22 protein-coding genes and 1 riboswitch are annotated in these 22,133 nt (G+C 62.1%); of the genes, 16 read left to right on the forward strand and 6 right to left on the reverse strand.

Going from position 1 to position 22,133, the window contains the following annotated elements; genetic code table 11:
* Nucleotides 1–148: 148 nt before the first annotated feature.
* From ACESYO_RS12480 to ACESYO_RS12500, 5 genes are all read left to right on the forward strand, one after another.
* Nucleotides 149–973, forward strand: a complete 825-nt coding sequence (locus tag ACESYO_RS12480; RefSeq protein WP_346671810.1) for a bifunctional hydroxymethylpyrimidine kinase/phosphomethylpyrimidine kinase — start codon at nucleotides 149–151, stop codon at nucleotides 971–973.
* A 2-nt stretch (nucleotides 974–975) separates the two neighbouring features.
* Entirely contained in the window at nucleotides 976–1,473 is a 498-nt protein-coding gene (locus ACESYO_RS12485; protein WP_058963182.1) for a tRNA (cytidine(34)-2'-O)-methyltransferase, read from the forward strand.
* A gap of 8 nt (nucleotides 1,474–1,481) precedes the next feature.
* Complete coding sequence (locus tag ACESYO_RS12490; protein ID WP_373210248.1) at nucleotides 1,482–2,357, forward strand: DegV family protein; 876 nt, start codon at nucleotides 1,482–1,484, stop codon at nucleotides 2,355–2,357.
* Between the two features lie 133 nt (nucleotides 2,358–2,490).
* A riboswitch (PreQ1-III riboswitch) is annotated at nucleotides 2,491–2,583 on the forward strand.
* A 7-nt stretch (nucleotides 2,584–2,590) separates the two neighbouring features.
* Entirely contained in the window at nucleotides 2,591–3,097 is a 507-nt protein-coding gene (locus ACESYO_RS12495) for a QueT transporter family protein (RefSeq protein ID WP_058963180.1), read from the forward strand.
* A gap of 36 nt (nucleotides 3,098–3,133) precedes the next feature.
* Nucleotides 3,134–3,781 carry an HAD family hydrolase gene (locus ACESYO_RS12500; RefSeq protein ID WP_373210250.1) on the forward strand — a complete coding sequence of 216 codons (648 nt, stop codon included), beginning with the start codon at nucleotides 3,134–3,136 and terminating at the stop codon, nucleotides 3,779–3,781.
* Between the two features lie 56 nt (nucleotides 3,782–3,837).
* On the opposite strand, the gene trhA is transcribed toward ACESYO_RS12500, so the two are convergent.
* The gene (gene trhA / locus ACESYO_RS12505; RefSeq protein WP_373210252.1) at nucleotides 3,838–4,488 is read right to left on the reverse strand and encodes a PAQR family membrane homeostasis protein TrhA; all 651 of its coding nucleotides are present in this window, start codon (nucleotides 4,486–4,488) and stop codon (nucleotides 3,838–3,840) included.
* 253 nt (nucleotides 4,489–4,741) lie between these two features.
* On the opposite strand from trhA, the gene secA reads away from it, so the two are divergent.
* On the forward strand, nucleotides 4,742–7,516 hold the full coding sequence (gene secA, locus ACESYO_RS12510) for a preprotein translocase subunit SecA (protein WP_276872024.1): 2,775 nt from the start codon (nucleotides 4,742–4,744) through the stop codon (nucleotides 7,514–7,516).
* A gap of 117 nt (nucleotides 7,517–7,633) precedes the next feature.
* Here secA and ACESYO_RS12515 read toward each other — a convergent pair whose 3' ends face one another.
* The 5 genes from ACESYO_RS12515 to ACESYO_RS12535 all read right to left on the reverse strand — a co-directional run bounded on the left by ACESYO_RS12515 (nucleotide 7,634) and on the right by ACESYO_RS12535 (nucleotide 12,712).
* A complete protein-coding gene (locus tag ACESYO_RS12515; protein ID WP_373210254.1) occupies nucleotides 7,634–8,569 on the reverse strand; it encodes a molybdopterin-binding protein in 936 nt (311 codons plus the stop codon).
* A 7-nt stretch (nucleotides 8,570–8,576) separates the two neighbouring features.
* Nucleotides 8,577–9,542 carry a GTP 3',8-cyclase MoaA gene (gene moaA, locus ACESYO_RS12520; protein WP_346671815.1) on the reverse strand — a complete coding sequence of 322 codons (966 nt, stop codon included), beginning with the start codon at nucleotides 9,540–9,542 and terminating at the stop codon, nucleotides 8,577–8,579.
* 119 nt (nucleotides 9,543–9,661) lie between these two features.
* Nucleotides 9,662–10,354 (reverse strand): DUF554 domain-containing protein, encoded by a 693-nt coding sequence (locus ACESYO_RS12525; RefSeq protein ID WP_373210256.1) that lies wholly within the window; start codon nucleotides 10,352–10,354, stop codon nucleotides 9,662–9,664.
* A gap of 40 nt (nucleotides 10,355–10,394) precedes the next feature.
* Nucleotides 10,395–11,081: a response regulator gene (locus ACESYO_RS12530; RefSeq protein ID WP_283128718.1), complete on the reverse strand. Its 687-nt coding sequence runs from the start codon at nucleotides 11,079–11,081 to the stop codon at nucleotides 10,395–10,397.
* Nucleotides 11,066–12,712, reverse strand: a complete 1,647-nt coding sequence (locus tag ACESYO_RS12535) for an ATP-binding protein (protein ID WP_373210259.1) — start codon at nucleotides 12,710–12,712, stop codon at nucleotides 11,066–11,068. The genes ACESYO_RS12530 and ACESYO_RS12535 overlap by 16 nt, the downstream gene beginning before the upstream one ends.
* Before the next feature lie 276 nt (nucleotides 12,713–12,988).
* Between ACESYO_RS12535 and ACESYO_RS12540 the strand changes: the two genes are divergently transcribed.
* The 10 genes from ACESYO_RS12540 to ACESYO_RS12585 all read left to right on the forward strand — a co-directional run bounded on the left by ACESYO_RS12540 (nucleotide 12,989) and on the right by ACESYO_RS12585 (nucleotide 22,022).
* Entirely contained in the window at nucleotides 12,989–13,669 is a 681-nt protein-coding gene (locus tag ACESYO_RS12540; protein WP_058963828.1) for a F0F1 ATP synthase subunit A, read from the forward strand.
* Nucleotides 13,670–13,713: 44 nt separating this feature from the next.
* Complete coding sequence (gene atpE / locus ACESYO_RS12545) at nucleotides 13,714–13,929, forward strand: ATP synthase F0 subunit C (RefSeq protein ID WP_058963829.1); 216 nt, start codon at nucleotides 13,714–13,716, stop codon at nucleotides 13,927–13,929.
* An 18-nt stretch (nucleotides 13,930–13,947) separates the two neighbouring features.
* The gene (gene atpF, locus ACESYO_RS12550) at nucleotides 13,948–14,439 is read left to right on the forward strand and encodes a F0F1 ATP synthase subunit B (protein WP_058963830.1); all 492 of its coding nucleotides are present in this window, start codon (nucleotides 13,948–13,950) and stop codon (nucleotides 14,437–14,439) included.
* The gene (atpH, locus tag ACESYO_RS12555) at nucleotides 14,436–14,951 is read left to right on the forward strand and encodes an ATP synthase F1 subunit delta (protein ID WP_058963831.1); all 516 of its coding nucleotides are present in this window, start codon (nucleotides 14,436–14,438) and stop codon (nucleotides 14,949–14,951) included. Before atpF ends, atpH begins: the two co-directional genes overlap by 4 nt.
* Before the next feature lie 7 nt (nucleotides 14,952–14,958).
* Complete coding sequence (gene atpA / locus ACESYO_RS12560) at nucleotides 14,959–16,476, forward strand: F0F1 ATP synthase subunit alpha (protein WP_370828108.1); 1,518 nt, start codon at nucleotides 14,959–14,961, stop codon at nucleotides 16,474–16,476.
* Nucleotides 16,464–17,426, forward strand: coding sequence for an ATP synthase F1 subunit gamma (gene atpG, locus ACESYO_RS12565; protein WP_373210261.1), 963 nt, complete (start codon nucleotides 16,464–16,466; stop codon nucleotides 17,424–17,426). The genes atpA and atpG overlap by 13 nt, the downstream gene beginning before the upstream one ends.
* 44 nt (nucleotides 17,427–17,470) lie before the next feature.
* On the forward strand, nucleotides 17,471–18,868 hold the full coding sequence (gene atpD, locus ACESYO_RS12570) for a F0F1 ATP synthase subunit beta (RefSeq protein WP_058963834.1): 1,398 nt from the start codon (nucleotides 17,471–17,473) through the stop codon (nucleotides 18,866–18,868).
* The gene (locus ACESYO_RS12575; RefSeq protein ID WP_058963835.1) at nucleotides 18,868–19,269 is read left to right on the forward strand and encodes a F0F1 ATP synthase subunit epsilon; all 402 of its coding nucleotides are present in this window, start codon (nucleotides 18,868–18,870) and stop codon (nucleotides 19,267–19,269) included. Before atpD ends, ACESYO_RS12575 begins: the two co-directional genes overlap by 1 nt.
* A gap of 246 nt (nucleotides 19,270–19,515) precedes the next feature.
* Complete coding sequence (locus ACESYO_RS12580) at nucleotides 19,516–20,097, forward strand: RNA polymerase sigma factor (RefSeq protein WP_283128720.1); 582 nt, start codon at nucleotides 19,516–19,518, stop codon at nucleotides 20,095–20,097.
* Nucleotides 20,094–22,022 carry a PepSY domain-containing protein gene (locus ACESYO_RS12585; RefSeq protein ID WP_373210264.1) on the forward strand — a complete coding sequence of 643 codons (1,929 nt, stop codon included), beginning with the start codon at nucleotides 20,094–20,096 and terminating at the stop codon, nucleotides 22,020–22,022. Before ACESYO_RS12580 ends, ACESYO_RS12585 begins: the two co-directional genes overlap by 4 nt.
* Nucleotides 22,023–22,133: the final 111 nt, after the last annotated feature.

Here is a 22,133-nt window from a genome sequence, read left to right on the forward strand (position 1 = left end):
GTTTAGTCTGCCCCGCTTTTCCTGACCTATACGGTTTTCTTACGGAATATCTCTTTCTTTGCCGGCGGAATTGTGATAGACTATATAAGTTAAGAGCATCCCGCCCGCCTCCGGGTGGAAGGCTCTTGTTCAAAGGAGTGACCTGTTTTTGAAGCATACCGCACCCAAAACCATTTTATGCATTCACGATCTGTCCGGCATGGGGCGCTGCAGCCTGAGCGTTGCCGCGCCGGTGCTGGCTGCCATGGGCCATCAGCCCGTTCTGCTGCCCACCACCCTGCTTTCGGCCCACACCGGCGGCCTTGGCAAGCCGGTGGTGCAGCCGCTGGCCGCCTACGGCAACGCCGCGCTGGACCACTACCGCAAGCTGGGCGTGGAATTCGACTGCATCTATTCCGGCTACCTGGCCAGCGAGGCCGAACAGCAGCTGGTGCACAAGGCCTTTTCCTACTGGCCCGGCGCGCTGAAGGTGGTGGATCCGGTTCTGGCCGACCATGGCCGCTTTTACACCGGCATGCAGGATCTTCTGCCCGGCATGCGCGAGCTGTGCCGCCAGGCGGATCTGATTCTGCCCAACCTGACCGAGGCCTGCTTCCTTCTGGGCCGCGATTACTGTGCCGATGAGCTGACCGCCGATCAGGCCCAGGCTCTGGCGGACGAGGTGAGCGCCAATGTACAGCGGGCGGTTGTGACCGGCCTGCCGCTGGCAAAGCATCTGGCCTGCGCCGGCTCCAGCGGGCGGGACCGCTTTGTGGTCAAGCGCCTGCGCATCGACCGCAGCTACCCCGGCACCGGCGATCTGTTCGCCGCCGTTCTGGTGGGCTGCCTTTTGCGCGGCAACGCCCTTTCCGCCGCGGCGGACGCGGCCGCCGGCTTTGTGGCCGAGGCCATCAACAACACCTCGCCCACCGCGGACCCGGCCTTCGGCGTCTGGTTTGAGCCGCTGCTGGGCCGGCTGTGCGGAGGGAACTGAGCATGCCTGTTTTGAACATTGTTCTGGTGGAGCCTCAGATCCCGGAAAACACCGGCAACATTGCCCGCACCTGCGCGGTGACCGGCGCCAGGCTGCATCTGGTGCGGCCGCTGGGCTTTGAGGTGACGGACAAGCACCTGAAGCGGGCGGGGCTGGACTACTGGCATCTGCTGGACATCACCTATTACGACAATCTGGACGACTTTTTTGCAAAGAACAGCGGCCCCTTCTTTTATTTCACCAGCAAGGGCCGCCACCGTCATACCGACGTTTCCTACCCGGACGGCAGCTATCTGGTGTTCGGGCGGGAGGACGCCGGCCTGCCGGAGCGGCTGCTGTTTGAAAACCCGGACCACTGTGTGCGGATGCCCATGCGCAAGGGCGTTCGCTGCCTGAATCTTTCCAACTCGGTGGCCATCGGGGTATACGAAGCGCTTCGCCAATGGGATTTTGCGGACCTGGAAAGCCAGGGCCAACTGACCAAATACGAATGGAAGTGAGGAGTACCATGCGTAAGATCGCCGTTTTGACCGACTCTGCCTGTGACATTCCTGTGGAACTTCAGGAAAAGTACGGCATCGACATCCTGCCCTTCACCATCACGCTGGACGGCGTGAGCTATGTGGAGCGCAAGGATTTCACCTTTGACGAATACTACCAGATGCTGCGCGAGGCCAAGGGCACGCCCAGCACCGCCCACATCACCGCCATGCAGTTCTGCGACCAGTTCTGCAAATATCTGGACGAGGGCTACACCGATGTGCTGTATGTGAGCATCAACTCCACCGGCAGCGCCACCCACGACGCCGCCGTGATGGCCGTGGATCTGCTGGCCGAGGAGCGCCCCGGCCATGAGCTGCGGATTCACATTGTGGACAGCCACACCTATTCCTTCATCTACGGCTGGCCGGTGTGCGAGGCTGCCCGCCTGCTGCGCAACGGCGCCGAGCTGGAATATGTGATGGACATGCTCAACGACCGCTTCTCCCGCGCGGAGGTGGTGCTTTCCGCCTTCAGCCTGAAGGTGATGAAGAAGAGCGGCCGCGTTTCCGCTGCTGCTGCCTTCGCCGGTGAGCTGCTCGGCCTGCGCCCCATCATCAGCCTGATCGATGGCAAAAGCAAGGTGGAGGCCAAGGTGCGGGGCGACGCCGCCGTGCCCGGCGCACTGATCAAGTATGTGCGCAGCCGCGTGGACAACATCGACGAGGACTTCGAGTACATGATCGCCTGCACCGACATTCCCGCGGTGGATGATCTGATCAAGCAGTGCAAGAAGGAGTTCGGCCACGGCCCCCTGCATGTGTTCAAGCTGGGCGCCGCTGTGGCCAGCAACACCGGCCCGGACACCATTGCCATCACCTATCTGGGCCGTCCCCGCCGCTGATTTTTCCAACCAGAAAGCTCAGGCACCCCGAAAGCAACCGCTTTCGGGGTGCTTTTCTGTTGGCGGGCAAAATTTCTGTTGCAGACCGGCGCCAGAATTTGCTATAATTGTGCCATGCGTCCAAAAACGCACAGAGCAACTTAGGATTTTAGGCTCGCCCGGGTTTTGCCCGGGCCCACCCGTTTGGACCTGGCAGTGCCAAACGGATAAAATCTTTCTGCCGGAGTGTAATCATGAATACGAAACGTCTTGTCCGCGCGGCCATGGTGGCCGCAATTTATGTGGTGCTGTGCCTTGTGCTGGCCCCCTTCAGTTACGGCGCCGTTCAGGTGCGTCTGGCCGAAATGCTGTGCCTGTTGCCGGTGTTCGGTGCGGAGTACATCGTGGCCGTAACTCTGGGGTGTTTTCTGGCCAACCTGCTGGGCTCCACGCTGGTGGATGTGGTGTTTGGCACCGCCGCCACTCTGGTGGCCTGCCTGGTAACCTACGCGGTGCGCAAGGTGCGTGTGGGTGGTCTGGCCATTCCCGCCGCCGTACCGCCCATTGTGAGCAATGCGGTGATTGTGGGTGCGCTGGAGCTCACCTTCTTTTTGCCCGGCGTCACCGGCACCGCTGCTCTGGCTGCCTGGAACGCCCTGACCGTTGGCATTGGCGAAGTGGTCAGCTGCGGCATTCTGGGCGTGGCTCTGGTGAAGCTGATCGAAAGCAACACCGGCCTGCGCCGCCTGTTCTGCGAATGAGCCGTTTCCATTTCCAATAAGAAAAAGGAGGCCGCCATGAAACCGATTCTGTTGATCTGGGACTGGAACGGGACCCTGCTGGACGATCTGGATCTGTGCAACCGGTGCCTGAACGATCTGCTGGATGCCTACGGCTATGCCCAGCGGTACGACGCGGCCGCCTATAAGGAGATCTTCGGGTTTCCCATTCAGGACTATTACCGCCGGGCGGGCTTTGATTTCACCCGCCACCCCTACGAGGCGCTGGCGGAGCATTATATGGAGGAATACCTGCCCGCCGCCGAGAGCTGCGGGCTTTGCCCCGGGGCGCACGGCGCGCTGGAATGGGCAAGGGACGCCGGCATCCGTCAGGTGATCCTGTCCGCCTCCCAGCTGCCCATCCTGCGCCGTCAGGTGGAGGAGCGTTCGCTTTCTGGCTTCTTTGATGAGTTGCTCGGCCAGAGCGACATCTACGCCCGCGGCAAAAAGGAGACCGGCCTCTCCTATTTAAAGGAAAGCGGCATCGACCCGGCCAGCGCTGTGCTGGTGGGCGACACCCTGCACGACTTCGAGGTGGCAAGCGCCATGGGCACCCGCTGCGTGCTCTGCGCCGCCGGCCACCAGAGCCGGGCCCGGCTGGAGACCGCCGGGGTGCCGGTGATCGACACCCTGAACGAGCTGCCCGCCTGCCTGGCCGGCCTGTAATCGCAAACAAAAAGCCATCCCGGCCGGGATGGCTTTTTTTGATACGCTCCGAAGCTTCAGGCCACGAACAGGAACACCGCCAGAAAATGCAAAAGGCTGCCTGCCAGAATGAACAGGTGGAACAGCTCGTGGAAGCCCCAGTTGGGGCTCAGGTTGGGGCGCTTTGCAATGTACATCACCGCGCCCACCGAGTAGCTCACGCCGCCCGCCGCCACCAGCACAAGGCATGCGGTGGGCATGGAGGCGAAGGCGGGCAGATCCACCAGAATGGACCAGCCCATGGCCAGATAGATCAGGGTACCGATCCAGCGGGGCGCATCCAGCCAGACCAGCTTGAACAGAATGCCCAGAAACGCCGCCGCCCAGAGACAGCCCAGAAAGACCTCCCGCTCACCGGCGGGCATGTAGGCCACGCAGAAGGGTGTGTAGCTGCCCGCGATGAGCACATAGATCATGGCGTGATCCAGCTTGCGCAGCCGCCGCAGCGGGGCCGCCGCGCACAGCGCATAATGATAGATGCTGCTGGCGGAATACAGCGCCACCAGCGAAAGACCGAACAGGGCAACCCCGGTCAGCACCAGCGCGCTGGAGCCCTGCCACAGGCTGCGGCCCACCAGCAGAAATGTGGCAATCACGCCACCCACAGCACCCCAGAAATGGGTGTAGCTGCTCATGGGCTCACGGCCCTTTGCAAAATACCGGCTCATTCAATCCCCTCCTTGAGCTTATCTAGTTTTGAAAACTAGATTCTATTGTTAGTATAACCATTTTATGCTGTAAAATCAATGCCTGACCAAAAAAATTAACAAATATTCCACCCCCTCGCTTTGACAGGGGGCTATGGATGATGTATGATATTAGAATAGCGTAGTATGGGCTTTCTATACACGCACGGTGTGCCGCGGTTTGTGCGGCCGCTTTTGTGTATCAACGATATAGAGAAGAATGTGAGTGATCGATTTGGCATTTTTAGACAAGCTCTTCGGTTCCTTCTCCGATAAGGAGCTGAAAAAGATCCGCCCCATCGCCGACAAGGTGATTGCGCTGGAGAGCGAAATGGCCGCCAAGACCGACGCGGAACTGCAGGCCATGACCCCCGCGCTGAAGGAGCGGCTGGCAAACGGCGAAACTCTGGACGATATCCTTCCCGAGGCCTTCGCCGTCTGCCGTGAGGCCAGCTGGCGTGTGCTGGGCATGAAGCACTTCCCGGTGCAGATCATCGGTGGTATCGTGCTGCACCGCGCCTGCATCGCCGAGATGCAGACCGGTGAAGGCAAGACCCTGGTGGCCACCCTGCCCGTTTACCTGAACGCGCTGGCCGGCAAGGGCGTGCACGTTGTGACCGTGAACGACTATCTGGCCCGCCGCGACTCCGAGTGGATGGGTAAGCTGTACCGCTGGCTGGGCCTGAAGGTTGGCCTGATCGTGCAGGGCATCACCAACGAGCAGCGCCACGCCGCCTACAACGCGGACATCACCTACGGCACCAACAACGAGTTCGGCTTTGACTACCTGCGCGACAACATGGTGGTCTACAAGGAGAACATGGTGCAGCGCGGCCACTTCTTCGCCATCGTGGACGAGGTGGACTCCATCCTGATCGACGAGGCCCGTACTCCCCTGATCATCAGCGGCAAGGGCGACGATTCCAGCGACCTGTACCAGCAGGCCGACGCCTTCGCCAAGACCCTGAAGATGAGCAAGATCGTGGAGCTGGACGACAAGGAAGATCAGGACGCCCAGGTGGACGGCGACTATGTGGTGGACGAAAAACACAAGACCGCCACCCTGACCCAGTCCGGTGTGAAGAAGGCCGAAGCCTACTTCCATGTGGAGAACCTGGCCGATGCCGCCAACATGACTCTGGCTCACCACATTAACCAGGCCATCAAGGCCCGGGGCGTGATGCAGCGGGATATCGACTATGTGGTGCGTGACGGCGAGGTCATCATCGTGGACGAGTTCACCGGCCGTCTGATGATCGGCCGCCGCTACAACGAGGGTCTGCATCAGGCCATCGAGGCCAAGGAAGGCGTGAAGGTTGCCGCCGAGAGCAAGACGCTGGCCACCATCACCTTCCAGAACTACTTCCGCATGTACGAGAAGCTGGCCGGTATGACCGGTACCGCCAAGACCGAGGCGGACGAGTTCATCGAGATCTACGGCCTGCAGATCGTGACCGTGCCCACCAACAAGCCCCAGCTGCGCAAGGACGAGCCGGACAGCGTGTACAAGACCGTGAAGGGCAAGTACGACGCGGTGGTCAAGCAGGTTGCCGAGTGTCACGCCAAGGGCCAGCCTGTTCTGGTGGGTACCGTAAGCATTGAAAAGAGCGAGACCCTGAGCAAGCTGCTCAGCCGTCAGGGCATCAAGCACAACGTGCTGAACGCCAAGAACCACGAGAAGGAAGCCGAGATCGTGGCCCAGGCCGGTAAGAAGGGCGCTGTGACCATCGCCACCAACATGGCCGGCCGTGGTACCGACATCATGCTGGGCGGCAACGCCGAATACATGGCCAAGGCCCAGCTGCGCAAGGAAGGCTTTGCCGAGGAAGTGATCGTGGAGGCCGACGGCCACGGCGAGACCGACAATGAGGACATTCTGGCCGCCCGCGCCCGCTTCGACGAGCTGCTGGCTGCCCACAAGGCCGAGATTGCCAAGGAAGCCGAAGAGGTACGCGCCGCCGGCGGCCTGTACATCATCGGCACCGAGCGGCACGAGAGCCGCCGTATCGACAACCAGCTGCGCGGCCGTTCCGGCCGTCAGGGCGACCCGGGTGCTTCCCGCTTCTTCCTGAGCCTGGAGGACGATCTGATGCGTCTGTTCGGCGGCGAGCGGGTGCAGAGCCTGATGGACACCCTGGGCCTGGACGACGAGACCCCCATCGAGAACAAGATGATCACCAACACCATCGAGAGCGCCCAGAAGAAGCTGGAAGCCCAGAACTTCAGCACCCGTAAGAACGTGCTGCAGTTCGACGATGTGATGAACAAGCAGCGTGAGATCATCTACGGCCAGCGCCGTCAGGTGCTGAACGGCGAGGATCTAAAGGAAACCCTGCGCACCATGATGAAGGACAACATCGAGGGCAGCGTGGCCACCTTCTGCGCCGGCGATGATTCCTCCGCCTGGGATCTGGCCGCCCTGCGCCGCCACTATCTGGGCTGGCTGACCATGGACAGCGACCTGCACTACGAGCCCGAACAGCTGAAGAGCCTGAAGCGGGAGGACGTGAGCAAGTTCCTGCTGGACCGCGGCACCCTGATTCTGGACAACAAGGAAAAGAAATACGGCTCCAATATCATGCGCGAGCTGGAGCGGATGTGCCTGCTGCGCAACGTGGACACCAAGTGGATGGACCACATCGACGCCATGGATCAGCTGCGTCAGGGCATCTACCTGCGCAGCTACGGCCAGCGTGACCCTGTGGTGGAATACCGTCTGGAAGGCTTCGAGATGTTCGACGCCATGATCGACAGCATCAAGGAGGACACCGTCCGCATGCTGCTGACCATCGAGCTGAAGATCCAGCCCCAGCAGCAGGCCCCCGTGGTGGAGCGCACCCAGGTGGCAAAGCCCACCGGCGACGCCGCCACCCCCGGCAAGAACGTGAAGGCCACCAGCTCCTCCGGCCCTGTGAAGGTGGAGAAGATCGGCCGCAACGATCCCTGCCCCTGCGGCAGCGGTCTGAAGTGGAAGAAGTGCACCTGCAAGGAGTACCATTCCGACCTGTAAGCCAGTACAATAAGCGCCCGCCGGACTCGAGAAAAGAGTCCGGCGGGCGTTTTGTGTTTTTGATAAAAGAAAGCCCGCGGTTCCGGCGAAGCTTCGGAACCGCGGGCTTTTCTCTTTTTATTTGCGGGCGCACTCGCCGCCCTCACCCCGCAGCAGGGTCAGCGCGTGAGGAATCACATCCAGAAATACGTCCATGCTCTCCTGCACCGCCTTGGGGCTGCCGGGCAGGTTCACGATCAGGGTCTTGCCCCGGAGCACCGAAACACCCCGGCTGAGCATAGCCCGGGGCGTGATGCGCATGCTGGCCGCCCGGATGGCCTCGGCAATTCCGGGCGCGTTGCGGTGAGCCACCGCCATGGTGGCTTCGGGGGTCACATCCCGGGGGGCAAAGCCGGTGCCGCCGGTGGTGAGAATCAGATCCAGCTGGCGCTGGTCGCACAGGCGGATCAGCTGCTTTTGCAGCACCGCCTGCTCATCCGCCAGCAGCAGAGCTTCCACCACCTGATAGCCCTGCTCTTCCAGCCGTTTTACAATGGCCGGGCCGCTCTCGTCCTTTCGCTGGCCCTGCGCGCCCTTGTCGGACAGGGTGATCACCGCCGCCTGAAAGGGCCGCACGCCGGTGCGCTCGGCCAGCTGCATTGCATCCCCCACCTGTATCTCGCCGCCCTCCAGCACCCGGGCGAACACGCCCTCCCGGGGCATGATGCAGTCGCCCATGGCCTTGTAAATTTCGCAGTGACTGTGGCACTCCTTGCCGATCTGGGTGATTTCCAGCAGCACCGGGCCACAGCGCAGCAGGGTGCCCACCGGCAGGCTGCGGAAGTCAAAGCCCTCCACCACCAGATTTTCGCCAAAGGCCCCGTAGTCCACCTGAGCGCCCTTTTCCCGGAAGGCCTGAATCTTCTCATCGCCCAGCAGGCTCACCTGCCGGTGCCAGTTGCCGCCGTGGGCGTCGCCCACAATGCCCCATTCCGGCGTAAAGCAAGCCTTCTCCACTGGATGCTTCTGCACGCCCCGCTCCCCGGAGACGCAAATTGCCTTTACGGTTCCCATTCTGATCTTATCCTCCGATCTGCGCCATGCGGCGATGTTCCGTAATCTCTTCGTATTGATCGAAGCAGTGGTGGGCGGGCTTGTGCTCCACCGCCTGTGCAATGGCCGCACGCAGCGCATCGTCCGGCGCACCGGCGCGCAGCAGCGCCCGCAGATCCACTGATGCGTCGTAGCACAGGCAGGGCTTCAGCTCGCCGGTGCTGGTGAGCCGCAGCCGGTTGCACTGCTCGCAGAACCGGTGGCTCACCGCGTCGATCCAGCCAATGCGGCCCTTCAGGCCCTCGCTGGCTTCGTAATGGGCCGGGCCGTTGCCCCGCCGCTCGTTTACCGGATGCAGATCCGGCCAGCGCTCCAGCAGCAGCGCCCGGGCGCGTTGGGGCGGAAGTCCGCCGCCTGCGCTGCCCTCGCCGATGGGCATCAGCTCAATAAAGCGCACATCCACCGGCCAGCGCCCGGCCAGTTCCGCCAGCGGCACAATCTCCGGCTCGGCGCTGGCCAGCAGCACACAGTTCAGCTTGGTGCGGATGCCCGCCGCCAGCGATGCCTGCACGCCCCGCAGCACCTTGTCCAGCACATCGTACCCGGTGATGGCCGCGTAGCGGGCCGGATCCAGCGCGTCGATGCTCACATTGATCCCGTCCACACCGGCCCGGGCAAGGGGCAGGGCCAGCTCCTCCAGCAGCACGCCGTTGGTGGTCAGGGTCACCTGACCGCAGCCGGGCAGCTGTTTCAGCTGCTCCACAAATTCCACCGCGCCCCGGCGCACCAGCGGCTCGCCGCCGGTGACCTTGAAGTTATGGATGCCCAGATCGATGGCCGCCCGGGCCAGACGCAGAATCTCCTCATAGCGAAGAATCTCCGAATGAGGCAGAAAGTCCGCCCCGTCCGGCATACAATAGCGGCAACGCAGATTGCACCGGTCGGTGAGCGAGATGCGCAGATAATCGATGCTGCGGCCGTAACGATCCTTCATCGGGTTGAGTCCCCTTTCCCGCCGCAGGGCAGACTTCTCCCCGGGCAGATCATTATATTTTAATAAATATAACGCCTTTTATTAAGAAAGTCAATCAGGTCCACGGCATTTTCCGGCTTTTACAGCCCCAGCGCCTGCAAAACCACCACTGCGGCGGCGCTCACCGCCAGCGCGGGCAGATAATTCAGGGTTTTGATCTGCTTGATGCCCAGAATGCCAAGGCCGGAGCTGAAGATCAGCGCCCCGCCCACCAGACTCAGCTCGGTGAGTAAATCGCTGGTCACATAGGGGGCAATGGCCCCCGCCAGCAGATAGATGGCCCCCTGCCAGCAGAAGAGCACCAGCGCCGCCAGCGCAATGCCGATGCCGAAGGTGGAGGCCAGCACCGTGGAGGTGATGCCATCCAGCACCGCATTGGTGAACAGATAGGTATTATCGCCCTTCAGAGCGCTCTCCATGGGGCCAAGGATGCTCAGGGTTCCGGCGCAGAACAGAAGGATGGCGGTGGACAGGCCCTTTCCCAACTCGCTGCCCCCGGCCAGCGGCAGCCGGTTCACCGCTTTCTGAAACAGGGTATCCAGCGAGATGGCAGTACCCAGCACGCCGCCCACCGCCAGGCTCACGATAAACAGCACCGAATACCGGCTTTCGGGCATGGCCTGCACCACCGAGTTCACGCCCAGCAGCGTGGCGGCAAGGCCCATGCCGTTCATCAGGGCCTCCTTGTATTTTTCTCCCAGCCCGCTTTTCAGCCGGCTTCCCACCAGGCTGCCTGCCAGAATGTTGGCTGTGTTTGCAATGGTTCCGATCATATCGCACTGTCCCTCCTTAATATTTCCGTTTCGCCCGCATTCAGCCGCGCAGGGTATAGATTACGCTGGGCCGCCCGCCGGTGGAGTAGTCCACCCGGGAATCGGCCCGGCCGCATTCCTCCAGGTAATGCACGTAATGGCGGGCCGTCACTGCGGAAAAGCCGGTCTGCATGGCCAGCTGTTCGCAGGTAAGCCCCTGAGGGTTGGCCTGCAAACAGGCGCAGACGGCCTCCAGCGTTTTGGGCTGCAAGCCCTTGGGCAGAGGCTTTTCCTCCGGTTTTTCCCCTGCGGGCACAGTCGCGCCCCGGTGGAGCAGCTCATCCAGCTGCTGCTGGTTCACACTCTCGGAACGGATGGCCTGCCGCCGCCGGTCAAAGGCATCCAGCGCCTGCCGGAACCGCTCGTATTCAAAGGGCTTGACCAGATAGTCCACCACGCCCAGCCGCATGGCCGCCTCCACGGTGGCGGTGTCGCTGGCGGCGGTGATCATGATCACATCGGTGCTCACCCCCGCCGCCCGCAGCTGACGCAGCACGTCCAGCCCGTCCATCTGGGGCATGTACATATCCAGAATCACCAGATCCGCCGGGTGAGCCCGCAGATATTCCAGCGCGGCCCGGCCGTCCGGGCATTCCCGGCACACCCTGAACCGGGGATCCTTTTCGGTATAGCGGCGGTTGAGCATGGCCACCATGGGGTCATCCTCCACAATCACGACCTGATACAAGCGTTCTCCTCCTTTTCCTTCGGCATTTCGTCTGTTTCCTCCTGGGGCGGGATATGAATGGTAAAGGTGGTGCCCAGCCCCACCACGGATTCCACCCGCACGCTGCCGCCATAGGCCTGCACGATGCCCTGCACCAGCGCAAGGCCGGTGCCGCGGCCCTCGCCCTTGGTGGAAAATCCCTGTTCAAACATCCGCTGACGCACCTTGGGCGGAATGCCGCAGCCGGTGTCCTCCACGCAGATGAGCAGGCCCTGCTGCTCCTCCTGAATGCAGACCTCCACCTCACGCACCGCGCCGTCCGCCACATTTTTAAAGGAATCGAAGGCATTCTCGATCAGGTTGCCCAGCAGCGAAATCATGGCGTCGGTGGGCAGGCAGCGGCTGCCGTGGGGGTAATGGCTGGAGGGGTCCAGCCGGAACACCACCCGCAGCTCCTGGGCGCGGCTCAGCTTGCCGATGAGCAGTGCCGCCACCGCCGGCTCCTGAATGCGGCCGGTGATGCCGCCCATGGACTGGGCCCGCACCTTGGTGAGCTCCAGCACATAGCGCTCGGCTTCCTTGTATTCCTCCAGCTGCAACAGGCCCAGAATCACATGCAGCTTGTTCATGAATTCGTGGGTGTTGGCCCGCAGTGCCTCCACCACATGGTTTACACCGGTCAGGTTTTCGGCCAGACGCACCATCTCGGTGCGGTTGCGGAAGATGGCCACCGCACCCACGGTGCGGCCGTTCTTCACAATGGGCATCCGATCCGCCAGAATCTTCACATGCACCATGGACTTGAGCGGCACATTGTATTCTGCCTTTCCGCTGTGCAGCACCCGATCCAGCGTGCTTTCCGGGTAAACCTGATGCAGCGGCTGGCCCGCCGCATCACCCACCGGCAGCTCCAGCATCTGGCGGGCAGCCGCATTCAGATAGATGATGCGCTCGCTCTCGTCGATGGCAAGCACGCCTTCCTCCAGTGCGTCCCAGATGTCCGCCCGCTGCACCATCAGCCGATACAGATCCTCCGGCTCGTAGCCCGCCAGCTCGTTTTTGATGTAGCGGGCCAGCCGCCTTGCGCAGAATCCGCCGATGCTCAGCGCCACCGCGGCGATGAGCAGATATTGCAGCACCGTGCCGGCCACCATCCGGTACACCGACCGCATGTAAACGCCCACCACGGCGTAGCCCAGCAGATTGCCCTCCTCGTCGAACACCTTGGCGCAGGCACACCGTTCCATGCCGTCCTGGGTTTCGCCCTCCTGCAGAAACACCGGCTCGGTCTGGTTCGGGTCCGGCTGAACCACCCCCAGCAGACCGCTGCGGGTGCTGGCCCCGGCCACCAGATTGCCGTTCGGGTCGATGACCACCGCCACATCCAGATCGCTCACCCGGCGCACCACCTGCCGTAAAAGCCCGGTGACCGACTGGTTGCCGCCGCCCTCCAGCAGGCCCCGCACATCCTGTGTGCGGGCCAGCAGATAGGCCACATCCAGCATGTTCCGGTCCATCATCTGATGGCTGGACTGCAGATTCAGCCACAGGCTGCTGCCCATGGCGATGAGCACCGTGATCACAATCAGCGCCACGCTCAGGGTGACCAGCTGGGCATTCAGGGTCTTTTTCAGGCGCGAAAGCCATTTCACAGCCAATTTCCTCCCCGCTGTTCCGGGAGCCGGATGCCCCCGTTCGTTTTTTGACGATATATAAAGTATCATAGCACATTTTGCCCGCTTCGCCAAATGGCCGGGCGGGGCGCAGGGCATCCTTCCCGCAGAATTTTCCACAACGAAAACAACTGTTGTGCAAACCGCCAAACACCTTTTGCAAAGCCCCTTTTTTTACTTTTTTTACTTTCGTAAGGCTTTCGCTCCGGTACGCTTTGTCATAAAATATGCAGGTACCGAAAAGGGGGGATATGATTGGATATTAAGGAAGAACTCACAGCGGCGCTGCAAAGCAAAACGGCGTTCGAGATCCCGTTGTTCGGCGGCATTCCGGTGCCGGAATCGGCAGTGGGAAGCTGGATTCTCATCGCACTCTTCACCATCTTCTGCATCTGGCTGACCCACGACCTGAAAAAGGTGCCCGGCCGCCGGCAGATGGTAGCCGAAATGCTGGTTGGGTTCATCAACAACTTCTGTAAGGACAATCTGGGCGAACACTGGCGTACCTTCGCGCCCTACATCGGCACCATGGGCATCTACCTGGTGCTGGCAAACCTGTCCGAGTTCATTGGCATCACGCCGCCCACCAAGGACCTGAACGTGACCGCCGGCATGGCCTTTATGGCGGTGCTGCTCATCTACGGTTCCAGTTTCCGCATCAAGGGGCTGAAAGGCGGCCTGCACAAATTTGCAGAGCCCTCGCCCATCGTGGCGCCCCTGAACATTCTGGAGATCGGCATCCGGCCGCTTTCGCTGTGCATGCGGTTGTTCGGTAACGTTTTCGCCTCCTTCGTGATCATGGAGCTGGTCAAGATCGTTGCCCCGGTTCTGGTGCCCATTCCCCTGAGCCTTTATTTCGACGCATTCGACGGTATCATCCAGGCGGTGGTGTTCGTGTTCCTCACGACCCTGTTCCTGGGCGAAGCCATTGAATAAAAACTTTTGAATCAAACTGAACTGAATTTTAGGAGGAACTTATTATGACTACCGCTTTTGCTGCCGCTATCGCTGTTCTGGTTGGCCTGGGTGCCGGTATCGGCATCGGCTTTGCCACCGCCAAGTCCAACGAGGCCATTGCCCGTCAGCCCGAGGCCGCCAGCAAGATCAGCAGCAACCTGCTGCTGGGCTGCGCCCTGGCCGAGGCCACCGCGATCTACGGCTTCCTGATCGCCATCCTGCTGATCTTCATGCAGTAATCGAGGGGGCGATGAGCCGTGTCGATTTTAAACCTTAATGCAGAGATCATCTATGTGTTCATCAACCTGGTGATTCTGCTGCTTCTGATGAAGAAGTTTCTGTTCGGTCCGGTGACCAAGATGCTGGACGAACGCTCCAAAGAAATTGCCGACACCATCGACGGCGCCAACGCCAAGATGGACGCCGCGGAAAAGAGCCGCCAGGAATATGAGGCTCAGCTGCTGAACGCCAAAAAAGAGGCCCAGGACATTGTGGATGCGGCCAAAAAGCGCGGCCAGCAGGAGTACGAGGCTCAGCTGGCCAAGGCCCGGGACGACATTGCCCGCATGCAGGCCGATGCCCAGAAGCAGGCCCAGGCCGACCGGGACGCCCTGCTGGAGGGTGCCCGTCAGGAGATTGCCATGCTGGCTCTGCTGGCCGCTTCCAAGGTGTCGCAGCAGAAGATGAACAGCCAGGCCGACCGGGATCTGGTCAACGCCTTCCTGGCTGAAGTGGAGGAAACCGCATGAGCCTGACTGCCGCCCGTTACGCGAGCGCTTTGTATCAGGCCGGCTGCACCGAGGACGAGCTGCGCGCCACCGCGCAGCTCATTCTGGAAAATAAGCCCCTGATGGAGGCGCTGGTCAGCCCGGCGGTGCGTCTGGAGGAAAAACAGGCGGTGCTGCACCGCCTGCCCTTTGCCAGCTGCCCGGACCGGCTGATGCATTTTTATGAACTGCTGGCCAAAAAGGGCCGTTTTGCCCTGCTGGCCGATATCGTATCTGAATATCATCTGCTCACGCTGGCTGCCGCCAACCAGACGGTATGCGTGATGCGCTGCGCCCAGATGCCGGACGAGGCCATGGTGGTGGACATTGCCAAAGCCATGTGCCGCCGCCACGGCCGGGCCGGCGTGGAGATGCAGGTGATCGTTGATCCGTCCCTGGTGGGCGGCTTCGTCCTGGAGATTGACGGGACGACCTATAACAAGAGTGTGAGCGGGCAGCTGCATCGTCTGGCGCGCCGCCTGCAAGAGAGGTGAAGCCACAGTGAATCAATCCGAAGAGATCATTTCCATTCTCCGCGAGGAGATTGAATCATACGACAGCCGCGCCACCCACGAAGAGACCGGCACCGTGATCGAGATCGGCGACGGCATTGCCACCGTGTACGGCCTGGACAAGGCGGTTTACGGCGAGCTGGTGGAATTTGAGACCGGCGCCAAGGGCATCGTGCTGAATCTGGAGCGGGACAGCGTGGGCGTTGTTCTGCTGGGCAGCGAAGAGGGCCTGGCTGAAGGCAGCGTGGTCAAGCGCACCGGCCGTGCGGCGGACATTCCCGCCGGCGAGGCCATGATCGGCCGCACCCTGAATGCGCTGGGCGAGCCCATCGACGGCCTGGGCGCCATCGAGGCGGATGCCCGCATGCCCATCGAGCGCGAGGCTTCCGGCGTTGTGAGCCGCGAGCCGGTAAACGTTCCCCTGCAGACCGGTATTCTGGCCATCGACTCCATGGTTCCCATCGGCCGCGGTCAGCGCGAGCTGATCATCGGTGACCGCCAGACCGGCAAGACCGCCATTGCGGTGGATACCATCCTGAACCAGAAGGGCAAGGATGTGATCTGCATCTACGTGGCCATCGGCCAGAAGGCCTCCACCGTGGCCCAGCTGCGCAACAACTTCGTCAAGTACGGCGCCATGGACTACACCATCATCGTGTCCAGCCCGGCCAGCGAGCCCGCGCCGCTGCAGTACATTGCCCCCTACTCCGCCACTGCCATCGGCGAGTATTTCATGTCCAAGGGCAAGGACGTGCTGATCGTTTACGACGATCTGTCCAAGCATGCGGTTGCCTACCGTGCCCTGAGCCTGCTGCTGCACCGCAGCCCCGGCCGTGAGGCCTACCCCGGCGACGTGTTCTACCTGCACAGCCGCCTGCTGGAGCGTTCCTGCCGCCTGACCAAGGAATACGGCGGCGGTTCCATGACCGCTCTGCCCATCATCGAGACCCAGGCGGGCGACGTTTCCGCCTACATTCCCACCAACGTGATTTCCATCACCGACGGCCAGATCTATCTGGAGAGCAGCCTGTTCTTCGCAGGCCAGCGCCCCGCCGTAAACGTGGGCCTTTCCGTGAGCCGTGTGGGCGGCAGCGCCCAGACCAAGGCCGTGAAAAAGACCGCCGGTACCCTGCGTATCGACCTGGCCCGCTTCCGCGAGCTGGAGGTGTTCACCCAGTTCAGCTCTGACCTGGACAAGGCCACCCAGACCGCGCTGGATCACGGCAAGCAGCTGATGGAGATCCTCAAGCAGCCTTTGTATCATCCCATGAGCGTGAGCCGCCAGGCGGTCATCCTGTACATCTCCACCGGCAGCCTGCTGGCGGACGTACCCCTGGCCAAGTCCCGCGAGGTGGCCCAGGGCTTTGTGGACTACCTGGAAAACACCCAGCCCCAGCTGCTGGAAGAGATCGAATCCACCGGCGCGCTTTCCGCCGCTGTTGCCGAGAGCATCCGCGCCGAACTGGATGCCTATAAGGGACAGGTGAGCGCGCAATGGCAAGCATAAAAGAGATCCGTACCCGCATCAAGAGCGTGGATCAGACCCTGAAGATCACCAATGCCATGTATCTGATCTCCTCCTCCAAGATGCGCAAGGCCCGCCAGCAGCTCAATGGCGTGGAGCCTTACTTCCAGAAGATACAGGACACCATTGCCGATATCCTGTATCACTCTGAGGAGTTTCATCACCCCTTCATGGACACCCGCCCCGAAAAGAAGCCCCGCACGGTGGGCTACATCGTGATCACCGGCGACAAGGGTCTGGCGGGCGCCTACAACCACAACGTGCTCAAGCTGGCCGAGGAAAAGCTGGCCGCCACCGAAAATCCGGTTCTGTTTGTGATCGGTCAGGTGGGCCGGGCCTACTTTGCCGGCAAGAACGTGAACGTGGATGGCGAGTTCCTTTACACCGCCCAGGACCCCACCGTGACCCGTGCCCGGGACATCAGCGAAACCATGGTGGATCTGTTCCTGCGCGGCCAGCTGGACGAGGTGCATGTGATCTACACCGAGATGGTGAACCCCGTGCTGATGCGGCCCGCCACCTACCAGCTGCTGCCCCTGACGAGGGAGCAGTTCTCCCACAAGGAGCCCCAGTACACCGCCGGCCAGTACAACCGGCAGGTGGTGTACGTTCCCTCTGCGCACAAGGTCATGGACAAGATCGTGCCCGGCTACCTGAAAGGTGTGCTCTTCGGCTGCCTGGTGGAATCCTTCTGCAGCGAGCAGAACGCCCGCATGACCGCCATGGATTCCTCCACCAAGAACGCCCGCGAGATGATCCGCACCCTTTCGCTGGAATACAACCGGGCCCGGCAGACCGCCATTACCCAGGAGATCACCGAGATCGTGGGCGGCGCCCAGCAAAAGGGCGGCAAGGTTCGCCCCGAGCGGCACATTCAGCCCGCCCTCACCCTGCTGGTGAGCGCCGACGGCAGCGTGCTGCACCGCTCCTGATTTTCCTTTCCTACTTGTTCGATAATTGAAAGCGAGGAACCGATATGCAAAACAAAGGCACCATCGCACAGGTTCTGGGCCCCATTGTGGACGTTGAGTTCAAGGACGGCAAGCTGCCCGCCATCAACGACGCCCTGACCGTGCAGCTGAACGGCGCCGAGCAGGTCATGGAGGTCGCCCAGCATGTGGGCGGCAACACCGTGCGCTGCATCATGCTCAGCCCCAGCGAGGGCCTGGGCCGCGGCGTGGAAGTGACCGCCAGCGGCGCGCCCATCGAAGTGCCCGTGGGCGAAAAATGCCTGGGCCGCATGTTCAACGTGCTGGGCCATGCCATCGACGGCCGCGAGGAAGTGACCGACTCCGAGAAGTGGTCCATCCACCGCGACCCCCCCAAATTCGTGGATCAGAGCCCCGTGGTTCAGATTCAGGAGACCGGCATCAAGGTCATCGACCTGCTGGCCCCCTACGCCCGCGGCGGTAAGATCGGCCTGTTCGGCGGCGCGGGCGTTGGCAAGACCGTGCTGATTCAGGAGCTGATCCGCAACATCGCCACCGAGCACGGCGGCTACTCCATCTTCACCGGCGTGGGCGAGCGTACCCGCGAGGGCAACGACCTGTGGCGCGAGATGAGCGAGTCCGGCGTTCTGGAAAAGACCGCCCTCGTCTTTGGCCAGATGAACGAGCCCCCGGGAGCCCGTATGCGCGTTGCCCTGACCGGCCTGACCATGGCCGAGTACTTCCGCGACAAGGAAAAGCGGGACGTGCTGCTGTTCATCGACAACATCTTCCGTTACGTGCAGGCCGGCAGCGAGGTATCCGCCCTGATGGGCCGTATGCCCAGCGCCGTGGGCTACCAGCCCACCCTGGCCAACGAGGTGGGCGCTCTGCAGGAGCGTATTACCTCCACCAAGAACGGGGCCATCACCAGCGTGCAGGCCGTTTATGTGCCCGCCGATGACCTGACCGACCCCGCGCCCGCCACCACCTTCACCCATCTGGACGCCACCACCGTGCTGAGCCGTAAGATCGTGGAGCAGGGCATCTACCCCGCTGTGGATCCTCTGGAGTCCACCAGCCGCATTCTGGAGCCCGACGTGGTGGGCCAGCGCCATTACAACGTGGCCCGCGGCGTGCAGGAGCTGCTGCAGCGCTACAAGGAGCTGCAGGACATCATCGCCATTCTGGGCATGGAAGAGCTGGGCGAGAACGACAAAAAGACCGTGGAGCGGGCCCGCCGCATCCAGCAGTTCTTCAGCCAGCCCTTCTTCGTGGCCGAGCAGTTCACCGGCCTGCAGGGCAAGTATGTGCCCCTGGCCGAGACCATCAACAGCTTCGAAGCCATTCTGGGCGGCGAGCTGGATCAGTACCCCGAAACCGCGTTCTCCAACGTGGGCACCGTGGACGACGTGCGTGAGAAGGCCCGTGCACAGGGGGCGATCTGATGGCTGACCTGTTTCTGGAGATCATCACCCCCGAGCGCCAGTTCTACATCGGCCCCGCCCAGGAGCTGGTGATTCCGGCCATCGACGGTCTGTACGGCGTGCAGGCGGGCCACGAGCCCGCCGTGACCGCCATGGAGCCCGGCGAGCTGCGCTATAAAGTGGACGGTGAGTGGCACGTTGCCGCCATCGGCCAGGGCTTTGTGGAGATCATGCCCGAGCGGGCCATCGTGCTGGTGAGCACCGCCGAAAAGCCCGAGGAGATCGACGCCAAGCGCGCCCAGGAAGCCAAGGAGCGCGCCGAGGAGCGCATGCGCCAGAAAAAGAGCGTGGAGGAGTATTATCACTCCAAGGCCGCTCTGGCCCGCGCCATGGCCCGCCTGAAGGTTTCCGGCCGGCGCTGATCTTCCCTTAATTTCGCTGTTTCCTTCTTCATTCTGTTTTGCCCCGCAGGGCTGCCGCTTGTGGCCGCCCTGCGGGGTCTTTTTTTGCCGTGCCCGCCGGGCTTTGCTTTCCCCTTGCAAAGCGGCTTTGCCGGGCCGTATAATAAAGGCGGGAAGCGGCTTTTGCCGCCCTCCAAAAATTTTTTTGACAGCGATGCAATAAACGTTCCGTTCCGTGCATTACTTGAATGACAGGAGACAACCGATATGATACTTGTGCTTGGCGCAATGGCCCAGGAGGCCCGTGCCGCGAACCCCAACGGGGAGCTGGAGGCGCTGATCGGCGGCATTGCTGCCGGCAGCCGGGAGGATCTGGCCGAACTGTACCGCCGTACCCGGGCGGCGGTCTATGGTCTGGCCCTCTCCTACCTGAAAAACGGCGCGGAGGCCGAGGATGTGGCCCAAGATACCTTCGTGAAGGTGTGGGCCGCCGCTCCCTCCTACCGGCCGCAGGGCAAGCCCATGGCATGGCTGCTCACCATCGCCCGGAATCTGGCGCTGGGGCGGCTGCGCAGCGCGGCCCGCATTCAGGATCTTTCCCAGGCTGAGTGGTCCGCCTTTTCCATCGAGAGCGACACCCTGACCGCCGACGACCGCACCGTGCTGAGCGCGGCTCTGGCCCGCCTTTCCGACGAGGAGCGCCACATTGTGGTGCTGCACGCGGTGTGCGGGCTCAAACACCGGGAGATCGCCCAGTTTCTGGATCTGGCGCTTCCCACCGTGCTTTCCAAGTATCACCGGTCCCTGAAAAAGCTGAAAACCATTCTGGAAGGAGATGACGCGCAATGACCGACCGCAATGTGGAACAGGCGCTGCGCACCGCTTTGGAACACGCGGCACCCAACGACGTGGAAAGCGTTCTCCTTCGCTGTGATGACCGGAAAGGAAACGTGATCCCCATGACGAATCAGAATCCCGAAAAGAAAAACCGCAAGCCCCTGCGTCTGGCCGCTCTGGCCGCTGCCGCCTGCCTGGTTCTGGCCATTGGCGGAGGCTCCGTTTACTACAATCAGTCCCAGACCGCCGCGTCCGTTGTTTCGCTGGATGTGAACCCCAGCATCGAGCTGGTGCTGAACAGCCGCGAGCGGGTGCTGCGGGCCACCGCCCTGAACGAGGACGCCGCCGCCGTGCTGGACGGCATGGACCTGAAGGGTTCCACGCTGGATGTGGCGGTGAACGCCCTGATGGGCTCGCTGCTGAAAAACGGCTATGTGGATGAGCTGGCCAACTCCATCCTGATCACCGTGGAGGACGACGACGCCACCCGCGCCGCCCAGCTGGAAAGCCAGCTCACCGAGACGGTGAACGCGGTGATGACCTCCAGCTCCATCAACGGGGCCATCCTGAGCCAGGTGGTGAACCAGAATCAGGATCTGCAGGCCAAGGCCGACGAATACGGCATCTCGCTGGGCAAGGCACAGCTGATCCAGCAGCTGGTGGATCAGAACCCCACCCTCACCTTTGAGAGCCTGGCCGGCCGCACCGTGAACGATCTGAACCTGCTGCTCTCCAGCCAGGCCACCACTCTTTCCACCGTGAGCTCCACCGGCCGCGCCAGCGACGGCGGCTACATCGGCACCGAGGTGGCCAAGAATGCCGCCCTGGCCCACGCGGGCCTGACCGCCGATCAGGTGACCGTTTCCAAGGTGGACTTCGACGTGGAGGACGGCCGGATGGTCTACGAGGTGGAATTCTGGGCCAACAACGTGGAATATGAATACGACGTGGACGCCACCACCGGCGAGATTGTGAAGAATCACACCGAGACCTACACCGCCGCCGCAGGCCAGAACGGCTCCATCGATCAGGCCGCCGCCAAGGCCGCCGCGCTCTCCGCCTTTGGCCTGAGCGAGGATCAGGCAGAGGGCATCGTGGTGATTCCCAGCTACGACGACGGGCGCTTTGTGTACAAGGTGAAATTCTGGGCCGGCAGCACTGAGTACTTCTGCGCGGTGGACGGCTCCGGCCAGATTCTGAAGAGCGAGAAGGAGGAGCACGCCTCCTCCGGCAGCGTGGCCACCAGCGGCACCGACGTGGGCCTGGAGGCTGCCAAGGCCGCCGCTTTGAAGCACGCGGGCCTTTCCGCCGATCAGGTGACCGGCCTGACCGCCAAGCTGGACTGGGACGACGGCCAGCGGGTGTACGAGGTGGACTTCTGGCAGGGCAGCACCGAATACGAATACGAAATCAACGCGGACGGCACCGTGCGCCAGTATGAGTCCGAAGCCCATGCCGCCCCCACCGCCATCAGCGCCGGTTCCGGCAGCGGCGGCAGCAGCGCCACCTCCACCGACATTGGCGAGACCGGCGCCAAAGCTGCCGCGCTCAGCGCCGCGGGCCTGACCGAGGATCAGGTGCAGAACCTGTTCATTGAGCGGGACTGGGACGACGGCCGCATCCAGTATGAGGTGAAGTTCCAGGCGAACGGCACCCGGTATGAATACGAGATCGACGGCAGCACCGGCAGCGTTCTGAAGGGCGAGAACAAGGCCACCGCCGCTTCCGGCAGCTTCATCAGCGCCGACGAAGCGCTGGCCAAGGCCCTGAGCCACGCCGGGCTGGATCAGTCCGCCATCCGGGAGCTGGAAATGGACAGCGAGCTGGACGATGATATTCCCCACTACTCCATCGATTTCAAGTCCGGCAATCTGGAATATGAATACGAAATCAGCGCCACCGACGGCTCGGTGCTGAAATTCGAACAGGACAACTGACCGCTTTTCAAAAGGCCACAGCATTGCTGTGGCCTTCAGCCTGTAGAAAAACCTGCTTTGGCAATCAGGCCAGAGCAGGTTTTCTGTTTGAAAACAAGAAGACAGGTGGAA

The sequence above is a fragment of the Allofournierella massiliensis genome, from assembly GCF_964241245.1.
In the GTDB taxonomy this organism is placed as follows: domain Bacteria; phylum Bacillota; class Clostridia; order Oscillospirales; family Ruminococcaceae; genus Allofournierella; species Allofournierella massiliensis.